The 12,763-nt window shown below is 55.4% G+C and carries 12 protein-coding genes; 7 read left to right on the forward strand and 5 right to left on the reverse strand.

The window, feature by feature from the left end:
- Positions 1 to 31 precede the first annotated feature (31 nt).
- From Mag101_RS06240 to Mag101_RS06255, 4 genes are all read left to right on the forward strand, one after another.
- Positions 32 to 337 (forward strand): BolA family protein, encoded by a 306-nt coding sequence (locus Mag101_RS06240; RefSeq protein WP_077402294.1) that lies wholly within the window; start codon positions 32 to 34, stop codon positions 335 to 337.
- A gap of 413 nt (positions 338 to 750) precedes the next feature.
- Entirely contained in the window at positions 751 to 1,524 is a 774-nt protein-coding gene (locus tag Mag101_RS06245; protein ID WP_198040114.1) for an OmpW/AlkL family protein, read from the forward strand.
- A gap of 102 nt (positions 1,525 to 1,626) precedes the next feature.
- Positions 1,627 to 2,619, forward strand: coding sequence for a DnaJ C-terminal domain-containing protein (locus Mag101_RS06250; RefSeq protein ID WP_077402300.1), 993 nt, complete (start codon positions 1,627 to 1,629; stop codon positions 2,617 to 2,619).
- A 14-nt stretch (positions 2,620 to 2,633) separates the two neighbouring features.
- On the forward strand, positions 2,634 to 2,948 hold the full coding sequence (locus tag Mag101_RS06255) for a chaperone modulator CbpM (RefSeq protein ID WP_077402303.1): 315 nt from the start codon (positions 2,634 to 2,636) through the stop codon (positions 2,946 to 2,948).
- 21 nt (positions 2,949 to 2,969) lie between these two features.
- Here the strand turns inward: Mag101_RS06255 and Mag101_RS06260 are convergent, their stop codons facing one another.
- Positions 2,970 to 3,956 carry a calcium/sodium antiporter gene (locus Mag101_RS06260; RefSeq protein WP_077402305.1) on the reverse strand — a complete coding sequence of 329 codons (987 nt, stop codon included), beginning with the start codon at positions 3,954 to 3,956 and terminating at the stop codon, positions 2,970 to 2,972.
- Positions 3,957 to 4,169: 213 nt separating this feature from the next.
- On the opposite strand from Mag101_RS06260, the gene Mag101_RS18245 reads away from it, so the two are divergent.
- The gene (locus Mag101_RS18245; protein WP_077402308.1) at positions 4,170 to 5,099 is read left to right on the forward strand and encodes a DUF533 domain-containing protein; all 930 of its coding nucleotides are present in this window, start codon (positions 4,170 to 4,172) and stop codon (positions 5,097 to 5,099) included.
- A 30-nt stretch (positions 5,100 to 5,129) separates the two neighbouring features.
- Here the strand turns inward: Mag101_RS18245 and Mag101_RS06270 are convergent, their stop codons facing one another.
- Together Mag101_RS06270 and recQ are read right to left on the reverse strand one after the other, a co-directional pair.
- Positions 5,130 to 6,482: a serine hydrolase domain-containing protein gene (locus Mag101_RS06270; RefSeq protein ID WP_077402311.1), complete on the reverse strand. Its 1,353-nt coding sequence runs from the start codon at positions 6,480 to 6,482 to the stop codon at positions 5,130 to 5,132.
- A gap of 84 nt (positions 6,483 to 6,566) precedes the next feature.
- Positions 6,567 to 8,426: a DNA helicase RecQ gene (gene recQ, locus Mag101_RS06275; RefSeq protein WP_077402314.1), complete on the reverse strand. Its 1,860-nt coding sequence runs from the start codon at positions 8,424 to 8,426 to the stop codon at positions 6,567 to 6,569.
- Positions 8,427 to 8,588: 162 nt separating this feature from the next.
- Between recQ and Mag101_RS06280 the strand changes: the two genes are divergently transcribed.
- Complete coding sequence (locus Mag101_RS06280) at positions 8,589 to 9,053, forward strand: hypothetical protein (RefSeq protein WP_077402317.1); 465 nt, start codon at positions 8,589 to 8,591, stop codon at positions 9,051 to 9,053.
- 74 nt (positions 9,054 to 9,127) lie between these two features.
- Here the strand turns inward: Mag101_RS06280 and Mag101_RS06285 are convergent, their stop codons facing one another.
- Positions 9,128 to 9,931 carry a glutaminyl-peptide cyclotransferase gene (locus tag Mag101_RS06285; protein ID WP_077402320.1) on the reverse strand — a complete coding sequence of 268 codons (804 nt, stop codon included), beginning with the start codon at positions 9,929 to 9,931 and terminating at the stop codon, positions 9,128 to 9,130.
- Positions 9,932 to 10,002: 71 nt separating this feature from the next.
- On the opposite strand from Mag101_RS06285, the gene Mag101_RS06290 reads away from it, so the two are divergent.
- A complete protein-coding gene (locus tag Mag101_RS06290) occupies positions 10,003 to 10,632 on the forward strand; it encodes a DUF502 domain-containing protein (RefSeq protein ID WP_077408114.1) in 630 nt (209 codons plus the stop codon).
- Here Mag101_RS06290 and mnmC read toward each other — a convergent pair.
- Positions 10,629 to 12,716 carry a bifunctional tRNA (5-methylaminomethyl-2-thiouridine)(34)-methyltransferase MnmD/FAD-dependent 5-carboxymethylaminomethyl-2-thiouridine(34) oxidoreductase MnmC gene (mnmC, locus tag Mag101_RS06295; RefSeq protein WP_077402323.1) on the reverse strand — a complete coding sequence of 696 codons (2,088 nt, stop codon included), beginning with the start codon at positions 12,714 to 12,716 and terminating at the stop codon, positions 10,629 to 10,631. The two genes, Mag101_RS06290 and mnmC, sit on opposite strands and share 4 nt — an antisense overlap.
- Between the last annotated feature and the right edge of the window lie 47 nt (positions 12,717 to 12,763).

Raw genomic sequence — 12,763 nt, forward strand, 5'->3', positions numbered from 1 at the left:
GCAACCCCAATTCGTTATCCAAGAGAAGACTATGTCACTTGCACAACAGATTCAGGAAAAACTGTCATCAGAGCTGGCACCCTCCCATATAGAGGTGCAGTGCGAAAGCCATATGCATAACGTACCGGAGGGGGCGGAAATGCATTTTCGTGTCGTTCTGGTGAGCAGTGGCTTTGATGGCTTGAGCAAGGTACAGCGTCACCAAAAAGTGTACGGCGTACTTTCTGAAGAAATGGCAGGCCCCATCCACGCGCTCGCCCTGCATTTGTATACGCCGGAAGAGTGGCAGGGGCAGGCCCCAGAGAGTCCGCAATGTCTTGGTGGTGGTAAGGGATAAGCAGAACCCAGCTAGCTTCCTATCTCGAAAACATTTCTTTACGTTCACCGTTTTTCTATTTTTAGGGTGTATGTCGCCTGAATAGCTGACGGAAAATTTCCTCTTCTCTCTGTGTGCCAGTTGACGCGATCGCTCCGCTGGCACGATCTTCATTTTTATCTCGGGTTTTGGCGTCTTTTTTATCAAAAGTGGCGCGTTTTTTACTCTCCACCATATCCGCTCAGGCCATGTCGATTTATGTGTCCGGCGTGTAGTTATTTCTAATTAACGAAGTGAACGACAGAAACGCGCAAAAGTTCCACAACTGAAGATTTTTTTTGGTTGTTTTTTCTACAGTGGTTCGCTTCCGTGTCTAGACTGACAAGTGATTGGGTTAATTGCTGTTTAATTTGCCGAATACGATGGAGTTCTCAATGAAAATGACACGCGTTCTGACACCGCTTGCGATCGCTGTTGCTGCCATGGTTAGTGCCCAGCATGCAGCTGCTGATTGGTTGAGTGATGGTGATTTTGTTGTTCGAGTTGGTGCCAGCTGGGTTGATGCCAATGACGACGATAAGCAATTCCGCCTGAGTGATAGCATTTATGGCGATAACTTCGATGTTGACTCGGACACCACTTGGAATATTTCCGGTGCATGGTTGCCTGCCGAGCACTGGGGTGTGGAATTGATGTACATCGGGTCTACAAATCATGATCTGGATATCAGGGGTATTCGTGATAGAGACGGTTTTACCTATACAGATGAGCGTTTCCGGGTAGGCAGTTTCGATGCAGATTATGCCAATGCATTTGTAAACTGGTATCCGCTGAGCCGTGACTGCTTGGGTCAGCCATACATTGGTATTGGTGTGAACTATACCGACTTCAGTGATGAGAACATACGGCGTGCACTATCTGACACAATTAATGACCCGCTACTGGGCTTAGATATTCGCGATGTGAGTTATGGTCTCGGCCATTCGTGGGGTATTGCTGGTCAGGCGGGCGTAGACTTTCGCTTTGGCCGTGACAGTGCCTTCCTGGTGAATGCGGCGGTGCTGTATATCGACGCCGATACTGACCTGACTACCTACTTTACTGAAACAATAGTTACTGATCCCTTGACGTCTCGGCGTCGCGCAGTGACCTCAAGCGTTGACTACAGCCCATGGATCTTCAACCTGGGTGTTGGCTACTCTTTCTAATTGCTCAGGCAGTTAAAAGATAGCGTTCACGGAAGAACGGAAAAGGCACCTGCGGGTGCCTTTTTCTTTGCAATTTTTTAAAGCTAAGAGACTGGTCTGTTCATGGAGTACCGCGATTACTACCAGATTCTCGGTGTCGAACGCACCGCGGCGCAGGATGAAATCAAGCGCGCCTATCGGAAATTGGCGCGGAAGTTTCACCCGGATGTAAGCAAGGAAGACGATGCGGAAGAGCGCTTCAAAGAGGTGAGTGAAGCCTACGAAGTGTTGAAAGATCCAGAGAAGCGTGCGGCCTACGACCAGTTGGGTAAAAGCTGGAATAGCGGCGAGGACTTCCGTCCACCACCGGACTGGGATCAGGGGTTTGAGTTTCGTGGGGGTGGCTACACAGATGCGGACCCGGAAGCGTTCAGTGATTTCTTTGAAAGCTTATTTGGCCGCGGTGGCTTCCAGCATGGGGGCGCGCATCAGGGAGGTTTCCATCAGGGCGGATACAGTCAGGGTGGTTTTCATCAGGGCGGTCGGCAGTTTCACGCGCAAGGAGAGAATACACACGCGAAAATTGCCATCGATGTTGAAGACAGTTATCGCGGAAGTAAGCGGCAGATCTCGCTCAAGCATTCAGAGCTCGGTTCCGATGGGCGTCCAGAAATCAAAGAAAGAAAGCTCAATATCACGATTCCAAAAGGGGTGACGGAGGGGCAGCAAATTCGTCTCGCTGGCCAGGGGCAGCCGGGAATTGGGGACGGTAAGCCCGGTGACCTTTATCTGGAGATCGTATTCAACGCACATTCCCGCTTCAGTGTTGAAGGAAAAACGGTATATCTCGACCTACCGATAGCGCCCTGGGAGGCCGCACTTGGTGGGAAGGTGCCGGTACAAACCCCAGACGGCACGCTTAATCTGACTTTGCCGGCCAATAGTAGGAATGGTGGCAAACTGCGTTTGAAGGGGAAGGGATTGCCGGCGAAAGAACCGGGTGATCTGTATGTGGTTCTGGATGTAGTAACTCCTCCTGCAAATACGGACGATGAGAAAGAGGCGTATCGTAATTTTCAGAACGCCTTCCAGTTTGACCCTAGAAGCGGCGTATAAAGAGAGACTCGAAAATGCAATCTGATGATCAATGGGTTGAGCAAGTCGAAATTCTGGATGAGCAAAGCCGAATGACGCTCCGCGAGCTGTGTGCTGCGTGTGAGCTATCTGCAGAGCAAGTGATGAGCCTGGTCGATCAGGGCGTAATTGATGTGGATACGCAGGGTGGTGGTGTGCGCTTCAGTGGGATCTGTGTGCGCCGGGTTCGACGGGTATATCGCCTGGAAAGGGATTTGGGGGTGAACCACGCGGGCGCCGCGTTGGCACTGGAGCTACTCGATGAGATCGAGCAGCTCCGCTCGAGGATTCGGCGGCTCGAGCGCCGTTGATCACCCTGCAGTTTGTCGCGCTTACGCGACCGCCTTGGAGGTGATTTCGTAGGCGAGATAAGATGTGTAGGCCAAATAGGCGGCGAGCAGGATGGCGCCCTCCAGGCGATTGATACGTCCTTGGCGCCCGCGAAGCCCGTAGCCAAATATGAACAGTGCAATGGTAAGCCCCATTACCATTGGCCAGTCCCGGGTGATCAGCTCATGCGGGACCTCCGGCATTGGTGCAATGGCACCCGCAATGCCGACCACGGCGAGCAGGTTAAACATATTTGAGCCAACCACATTACCAATGGCGATATCGTGCTGGCCTTTCTTTGCTGCAACCAGGGTGGCAGCCAGCTCCGGTAGTGATGTACCCAGAGCGACGATGGTCAGGCCGATAATAAGATCGCTTACACCGAGCTGCTGGGCAATGGTCACCGCGCCCCATACCAGCAAGCGCGAACTCACGATCAGTAGTATCAGCCCAGCCACAACCCAGAACAGCGCTTTGCCCAGTGGCATATCGTGCTCTTCCAGGTTTTCTTCCATGCCACCTTCGATTTCGTCGCCTTTTCCTTTGATCGCAGAATAGATGGACCAACCGATTACCCCGAAAAAACCGGCCAATAAAATGAAAGATTCGGTTCGGCTTAGTCCGCCATTCCAGAAAAACGCGGCCGTTAAGCAGGTGATCGCCAATAACAAAGGCAGCTCTTTGTGGATGATCTTGCTATGTACGGTAAGAGGAATAAAGAGCGCCGTAGTACCCAGAATCAGGCCGGTGTTAGCGATATTGGAACCGTACGCGTTACCCAGTGCCAGGCCCGGGCTGCCGTCCAGTGCGGCCATAGCGGATACCACCATTTCCGGCGCTGAAGTGCCGAATCCCACAATCACCATTCCGATTAGCAGTGGCGGCATGCCGGCGTGTTTTGCCGTTGCAGCGGCGCCATCGACAAATCGATCAGCACTCCACATAAGCAGGATAAATCCGGCAACGATGGCGATCAGGGCGAGAATCATAGCGGTCCTTAAACGTTCTGAATGTCCATTCATCACTACCGATATAGCGGCTGTGACTCCAGGGGTAAAACTGGTGGCCGATTGTAACCACAAAGACAAGCAGTTCCAGTGCAAAAATCAAGAACACACAAATCTGGTGGCTGAATCTGGCGGACTCTACAGTTTGGTCTGATTTTATCTCGGCTGCCGAGGCTGAACAGGAGGCGTTGGGCGATGAACAAGAAGCTATTGTTAGGTGCCTTAATTGGTGCAGGTATGTCCATGCTGAACAAAAAAATTCGGAAACAATCGGCGCCTGCGCCCGGTACGCCACCGCCGGACTTCTCCAAGGTGCCGCCACCGAAACAGCCGGGTGCGACTGATGGTTCCCCCAGCCTGGATGACATTCTCGCCCGCGCCGGGCAGCCGGGTGGGCTAAAGCCAGGCAACTCAGGAAGTGCTGCGGCGCCTGGTGGCGATATCTTTGGTGGTGCGATACCCGCCGGTGCTGGCGCCGGCGGTGCCGCGGTACTGATGGAAATGGCCCGGCGAATATTTGCCCAAATGCAGCAGTCTGGTGGTGCCGTCCCGGGAGGGATGCCTGGCGGGGCACCCGGTGGTGCCGCGCCGAGTGGTGGCGGAGGTATGGGCGGACTGGGTGAGATACTTGGCCAAATTTTTGGCGGTGCCGGCGGCAAGTTCGGTCAGCAGGGACCTCAGGGGCCGCAAAACAACCCGGGTGGGTGGAACAGGGTGGAGCCTCAGGGCAAAGGAGGTTTGTTTGGCTTTGTGAACACCGAGGCCGCAGATGGTGCTGCCGGTGGTGAACAGGCCGAGGTGATGCTGAAAGCCATGGTAGCGGCGGCCCAGGCCGATGGGCGCATTGATGAAACGGAGCAACGTAACGTTATGCAGGCCCTGGAAGGCCAGCTCGATAGCAGCGAGCTGGATGGCTTGCGGAAGTTCCTCACCACGCCAATCAGCATGGATGAAGTGGTAGAGGCGGTGGACGACCCGGCCACCGCATTTAATCTCTATCTGGTGTCTGCCATGACGATCAACCCAGACAATCTGCAGGAAAAAGCCTACATGGCGGCGCTAGCGGAAAAATTGGGCATCTCAGAGCAAGCGGCACAAGTGGTTGAAGCACAACTGCCGCGTTAGGGCCCGACGCTTTAGCGCCCTGAGTGTTCTTTACGGCAGTAGCTGGGCAAAGTTTTCACCGGTGGGGTAGGTCTTTTTGGACCACCCCAGTCGCACCATAACCGTATTGGTAGATGGTGAGATCATTACAATTTGCTCGCGATTACCCAGCATAAAGTAACTGTCGTCCGGCAACTCCGGGTAGCGCAATTCATCGCCGCCACTGTTTAGCCAGAACTGATAGCCGTAGCGGGGCTCATTCTCACTCTGGTTGGGTTTCTGGGCGTCAGTCACCCAGTCAGGGTTCAGTAACTGCTCGCCATTCCACTCACCATTTTGCAGCATGAGCAGCCCAAGACGCGCCCAATCCCTGGCAGAAGCGTAGATATAGGAACTGCCCACAAAAACGCCGCTGCCATCCACTTCAAACGTGGTATGACCCATACCCAGAGGGGTGAGAATCTGCTGATAGAAAAAATCTACGTTGCTTTGCGGTGTTGCACCTACCCGGTCGTAGATCCAGCGAGACAGCAGGTTCGTGGTGCCCGAAGAGTAGGAGAAGTAGTCACCGGGAGCCTTGGTCAGCGGGCTTTGCAGAGCGATATCTGAGGCGCTGTGGGCGCGGAACAACATCTTGGTAGCGTCACTGCCGGGAGCGTAGGTTTCGTCGAATTCCAGCCCCGATGACATCTGCAGCAAATTTTCCATACTGATGTCACGGCGGTCATCGCTCCACTGGGGAAACAGTGGTTGCGACATGTCGACCTGTGGGTTAACGGCTTGCAGGCGACCCACCATCATGGCCGTAAGACTCTTGCCCATCGACCAGCCGAGCAGTGGTGTTTCCGGGGAAATACCCTCACCGTAGGCTTCCGCTACAAGTTTCCCATCCTGAACCACCAACAGGGCGCGGGTGTTAAGCCCCGCGAGGTTATCTTTTTGTAGGATCTCTTCCAAACGTTGCTGTTGCGTAGGCACGATATTAGTGACGGTGTTCCCCTGAGGCCAGGCCGCGGAAGAGTCGACGATGGGGGTGGTGGTCACTGCGTTCAGAGCGCTGGTATCGCCAATATCCAGTGTGCAACCCAAGCCCGGTCGATAGGTAGCGCTGGTTTCACCCATGCCCACAAGAGTGGCAGTTACGCGCTTAACTTCGTCGTCGTACACGAGGTCCAGCAGCCGGTTGGCTGGCGAGTAGGAGGCGAGATCGTCGAGGTTACGGGTGTGGCTAAAACCGGAAAGGTAGCGCCCGGAACAGGCGAGTTTGGCACCCATACCAGTGGAAACACGCACCGCGTTGCCCAGCTGGGTAATTGAGAAGCCGAGTAGAGTGGGGGCCAGCAATGACAGGAGGATGAGCAGCCCTGCGACGATGGCAAGCAGAGTCAGGATAAATTTTTTCATAAATTATTGTTTTCCAAGAGCGGTTTGCCGGGGTAACCCCAATGCGCTCCATCATTCCCTATGGCGAGTTTCGATTCTAGGTTATTAAGAGTCGGTATTGGTGACCGTTCCGAACTCTGCCAGTAGTGTCAGGAAGGGTTCACCAAAGCGCGCCAGCTTACTGTCGCCAATTCCGGAAATAGCCAGCATCTCTTCCTCGTTGTGGGGCCTCGCGCTCAGCATCTCCCGCAACGTAGCATCGTGAAATACCACATAGGGCGGCACGCCCAGGTCTTCAGCCAGTGATTTGCGCAAGGCGCGCAGCGCATCCCAGAGAGGCTGATCCTCTACAGTCACCTCTATAGTGGCGCGGGTTTGTCTGCCGTCTTTGCCAGAGCGCGTTCCTGTCTTCGGCGCCTTGGGCAGAGTGCGTAGGTGCAATGATTCCTCACCGCGCAAGACAGGCCGGCACAACTCGGTCAGTTGCAGGGCGTTGAAGGCCTCCGAATTGACTCGCAAGTATCCTCGGACCACCAGCTGGCGCACCACCGCACGCCACTCGTTGGCACTCATGTCTGTGCCGATGCCGTAAGTGGAAACCTGGTTGTGGTTGAACTGACGAATTTTTTCTGTGTCTGCGCCGCGCAGTACGTCGATCACATGAGCGGCACCGAAGCGCTGGCCAGTCCGGTAAATACAGGACAGGAGCTTGCGAGAAGCCTCACTGGCATCCCAGGTGACGGGCGGTGTCAGGCAGGTATCGCAATTGCCGCAGTCCTGCTCAAGTTCCTCGCCAAAGTAGCGCAGCAACGCACGCCGCCGGCAGCTGGTGATTTCACACAAGCCCAGCATTGCATCCAGGCGTTGCCGTTCCTGGCGTTTGTGCTCTTCACTGCCTTCTGAGCCGGCATTCATCTGGCTAAGTTTTACGACATCTTCCAGCCCATACAGCAATAGCGTTGAGGCCGACTCACCATCGCGGCCGGCACGACCGGTCTCCTGATAATAGGCTTCGATACTCTTCGGCAAATCCAAATGCGCCACAAAACGTACATCAGGTTTGTCGATTCCCATGCCGAATGCGATGGTGGCCACCACGATAACGCCTTCTTCACGCAGGAAGCGGCGCTGGTGTTCCGCACGCATTTCGCTGGAGAGACCGGCGTGATAGGGCAGTGCCGTGAATCCCTGTTCCTGTAGCCAGCTTGCGGTAGCCTCTACTTTGTTGCGTGACAGGCAGTACACCACGCCGGCGTTACCGCCGTGCTCCTGCTTCAGAAACTGCAGCAGCTGCCGTTTGGGATTGTCCTTGGCGGCGACCCGGTACTGGATGTTGGGGCGGTCAAAGCTGCTGACAAAATGCTGCGCGCTCTCCAGATCCAGGCGCCTGGCGATTTCCTGTTGGGTGCGCTGATCCGCGGTTGCCGTGAGTGCCACTCGCGGTACGTTGGGGAAGCGCTCATGTAGACACGAAAGGTGCAGATAGTCAGCGCGAAAGTCGTGCCCCCACTGACTAACACAGTGGGCTTCGTCGATCGCGAACAGGGAGATGTTCGCCTGGCTCAATAGATCCAGAGTACGCGGCTGCAGCAGGCGTTCTGGTGCAAGGTACAGAAGGTCAAGGTTGCCTTGCAGCAACTGTGTTTCCAGCGCCTGCGCTTCCTGGTAGTCGAGGGAGGAATTGAGAAACCCTGCGGCAACGCCTACCGCGCGCAACGCTTCCACCTGATCTTGCATCAGTGCAATCAGTGGAGAGACGACCACGCCGCAGCCCGGGCGCGCGAGAGCCGGAATTTGGTAGCACAGGGACTTGCCACCACCAGTAGGCATGAGCACTAGAGCGTCTTCGCCGTTCACCAGCGTATCAATGATGGCCTGCTGGTCACCCCGAAAATCGGTGTAGCCGAAGGTGTGCTCGAGAATATAGTGGGGTGATGTTTGGGGCGGGGTTAGGGCGTCATTCATGGCGTGAGTATACCGCCTGGGTTTGGCCGAATGCGAACTGGTACAGCGGTTTTGACTGATAAAAATTGGCGTTACTTGCCTCGTAATTGGCGCCCGGTTTATCCAAAAAGTGTGAACCTTAGCTATAATCCGGGCGAGGCCGACATAGACAAGGATAATGCTATGCGCGCAATGACAATGAAGTCTACGCCTACTTTTTACACACTGGCTGTCTTAATTTTGCTCAGTTTGACCGGCTGTGTTTCCAATGCGCCAGAACCAATCAACCCCCGTAGCCTTGCGCAGTCCGCAGTGGCAGACACCCATTTGGGATGGAAGCCTGCCCCCGCTCACCAGTTGAACTACTCCCTGGCGACGTCATCCGGGATTGCGCGCATGGAAATGCGTGCGCTGCCTGTGGACCTGCAGGCCCTGACGATCGAATTGCCGGGAATGCGCAACGTGGAAGGTGTGCAGTGGCGTGCGACGAATGGCCAACAGGCGATGTTGTTTGATGGTGACCAGGGAATGGATGGGGTCACGCTGGAGCGCCAGCGTCGCGGCTATCGCTTGCAGATGCGCGGGCCCGCGCTTGAATCCATCCGCAATGGCGGTTTCCTGACGGTGATTGACTATTACCGCAACTGAGACTGCACTGAGTTCGGAACTGAAACTGCCATTGACGACGGCTATGAATTCCCGCGCCCAGTGCTCTTTCGGCGCTACTCCAGCCCGCTAGCTTCCTCTGGGGAGTCAAAGCCGAGACCCTGAGGGCGCAGCAGGTAGAGATCAGGCCAGTACTTCCCAGTTACCCAGAGCCCATTGCGGCTTTCATCCCAGGCGATCCCGTTGGCAACAGCGTCAACATGCCTGCGGCCTCGTAGGCTCTGTTTCGCCAGTTGTGCGAGATCGAGCCAGCCTTGAACTTCCCCTGTCTCAGGGTCGATCGCGATTACCCGTGAATCCTGCCAGATATTGGCCCAGATCAGGCCGTTTACGTACTCCAGCTCATTTAACATTGCCCAATTTTGCCCACCTCCGGTGACCTTGAGGTGGCGTGTGACCTCAAAGCCGTCTGGTGTGCGGAAGGTGAGGGTATCGCTGCCGTTACTCATGATCAGCGACTCCCCATCGCTGGTGAGCCCCCAGCCTTCGCCCTTGTAGTGGAGCAGGTGCACCAGGTTGAAGTTGCGAAGGTCGTAAATTTGCAGCTCGCCGGCGCGATAGGTGAGCAGGTAGAGGTAATCGTTAAACACCGCGAGCCCTTCGGCAAAGCGGTTGCCCGCGAGCCATTTGCGTCTTACCGGGTTTGCACTGGGGTCGGTATACTCCGCCAGCCAGGAACGGCCATACAGCCCGCTGCTTTCCAGCCAGCGCTCACCGTCAAAGTAGAGGCCCTGGGTAAAGCGGTCGGCAGGGCGGGATTTGCGCTCCAGTACCTGGAAATCCACCGGGCCGGGGTCAGCAGCGGCGAGTGCCGGAGTAAACAATGTGAGCCAGAGCAGCGCCGCGAGAGTCGTTTTCATGGTTTGATACGGATATTCCAGTGTTCTCTGGTTGTGTCGGGTTTTTGTCAGTTTTCGATCAAAATAGTTTTATGACCAAAATAAAAGCATTCATCACATTGACCCTGCTGGGTGGGTTGGCCGTCGTACTACCGATCGCCATTTTTGTTTTGCTGTTCCAGTGGCTGTTTAGCCAGATCAGCGAACTGGTGGCGCCGGCTACCCAATGGATGCAGGCGCATACGGAGTTTAAGGATAACTTTGCCCGCCTGATCGTCATAGCCCTGATATTGGGGATCTGTTTTATCATCGGCCTGCTGGTCAAGACCAGCATTGGGCGCTGGGTGCACAAGCACCTGGATTTCTGGCTGGGCAAGCTGGCACCGGGTTACAACACCATCAAGGATCTGGTTTTGCAGTTTATTGGTGGTGGTGGCACCGAGGGCGTGTTGTCCGGGCCGGTGGCACGGGCGCGGATTCACGGGGCGAATAACCCATTGTCGGTAACTGCGATCGTTACCTCTACCCATGCCAATGGCGATTACACCGTGTATGTACCCACGGCTCCCGTACCCACTTCGGGTTTTGTGTATCACCTGCCACCCGACTGCGTGGAAATTTTGCCGCACGTATCCGTTGAGGCCGCGATGAAATCGATTGTTGCCTGCGGCTCTGGTAGCAGCACCTTGCTGCAAGTGCCCGCACTTGCGGAACAGGGTTAAATTTCTCGGTTCTTGCCCAGTGCGCGAATGGCAAAGCGCATTGGGTGCAAGGACTTCACCAGGTCTTCCGATACCGGCATAGCCTCCCGATTTATCCACGCCGCGAGCACTTCTGCGGCCAGTGGCGCATAGGTGAATCCTCTCGACCCCAATCCAGCCAGAACATACAGGTTTGGTTGGTAGGGCGTACGCTTTCCGACTAGCTGCTTGCGATTTTTGCGCAGGGCACCATAAGTATTCTCAAGCTCTTGCCATTGCGCGACGGGTCCGACCATTGGCAGATAATCGGGTGTGGCGGCGCGCAGTGCAGCGCGCCCCCGTAGCGTTTGCTCGGAAAATTGCTGAGCAAACTCCGGCAGCAGTGATGCGAGGGTTGCGAGGTTCTCTTGGTGCTCTTCCTGGCGAATTTCTGTCGCCGACTGCTTGAGTTTGAAGGTGGCGCCGAAGCTGTGTTGCGCAGAGGCTTCCTTCTCAAATTGAGTTCCTGCCGGAGCAATGTAGCCTTCTCCACACAATGCGATCTTCAGCTTCTCTGACGTGGTGGTTGCCTCGGCGAAGGTGACCTGCCCGCGAATCGGCTGTAGGGGCAGGGGCGCTGTTTGCGGAAACTGGCGGTTGAAGTTGGCGGTACACAGGATCAAAGCATCAAACGATTGGGTTTGCTCGACGCCATCAAAACGTAGCTTCCATTGGGATTTGCCGTCAGAGTTTTCTTCGTACACAGCATCACTGATGCGCGTGTGAAAGTGCGTTTGGATTTTTGGGTGCTGCAACAGCGCTTCACAGACTTGGCGTGGGCGCAGCCAGCCGGCGCGGGGGAAATAAAGCCCCGGGAATTGCAGGCTGACACCGGCGTGTTCGGATGCTTGCTCTCCGCTAACTGGTCGCGCGAGTAGGCTCGCAGTATCGAGTTGCAGTTGCTGGCAAATTTGCCGCTGCAACTGCTGTTCTTTTTCGGTCTGTGCAAGCTGCAGCAAGCCGTCAAAATGTGCCGCTTGCGGACATTGGCTCGGATAGAAGCGCTGCGCAAACTGCAGTGCCTGAAGATTGAAATCGCCATTTGGGCCCGGTTTGGGCGAAAGCTTCGCGTACAGGATTCCCTGATCATTACCCGAGGCGCCGCTGCCGGGATGCTCTCCCTGCTCAAAGACGGTAACCTGGTAATTGCGCGCAGCCAGTGCACGTGCAGCAGAGGCTCCGGCGATTCCTGCACCGATAATGGCCACGGTTTTGGGCTTTAGTGTTGTGCCCAATTCTGGAGGTAGATGCCAAGGGGTGCTCTGGTAAGTTGGGGGCGTGCTTGCTGTGGAATCGGTGGCGGATTCGTCAGCGTCTGCAAAGCGGCCGCGCAGCATTTCCCGCTTGCGCCCAAAGCCGGGCACTTTTTCCTGTGCAAATCCTACGGACTTCAGTCCGCGCTTTACGATCCCTGCACAGGTAAATGTGGCAAACGTGGAGTCCGGAGCACTTAGCGCCGCGATCGACTGAAACAGGGCCTCGCTCCACATCTCGGGGTTTTTCGACGGGGCAAAGCCATCCAGAAACCAGGCGTCGACCCAGCGATCGCGATTGGCGTCATCCAGGGAAAGGGAACGGAAACCATCACTGGCCTCACCAACGACCAGAGTCAAATGGACATTGGGCGTGAGGTTAATACGGTGTACCCCGGGGGCAAGATAGGGTGGATATTGCGCAATAAGCTGGCAGCTCAACGATTCGAGTTGTGGCCACATCGCCAGCGCCCGAGCCAGATCCTTTGGGTGGAGGGGAAATTTCTCTACGCTGACGAAATGCAGGTGTGCCGATGCTGGCGCTATGTCATTCCATAGTTGCCAGGCAGCGAGAAAATTCAAGCCGGTGCCAAAACCAGTTTCGCCGATGGTGAATACTGCGTTTTCTTTTAGCTCTGCCCAGCGTTCCGGCAAATGATTCTGTGCAAGAAAAACGTGGCGCGTTTCTTCTAGGCCCGAGGCCGTAGAAAAATAAATATCGTCAAATGCACTCGACACAGGTTGGCCGTTGTCGCGCCATTCTAGTTGTGCGTGGCTTACCGGTTTGTTGTCTGGTTGAGTTTGATCGCCCATGTGGCTGTAAATTACTGTAGCGAACTACTTAACAAAGAATTTTGGAA

Source organism: Microbulbifer agarilyticus (assembly GCF_001999945.1).
Taxonomy (GTDB): domain Bacteria; phylum Pseudomonadota; class Gammaproteobacteria; order Pseudomonadales; family Cellvibrionaceae; genus Microbulbifer; species Microbulbifer agarilyticus_A.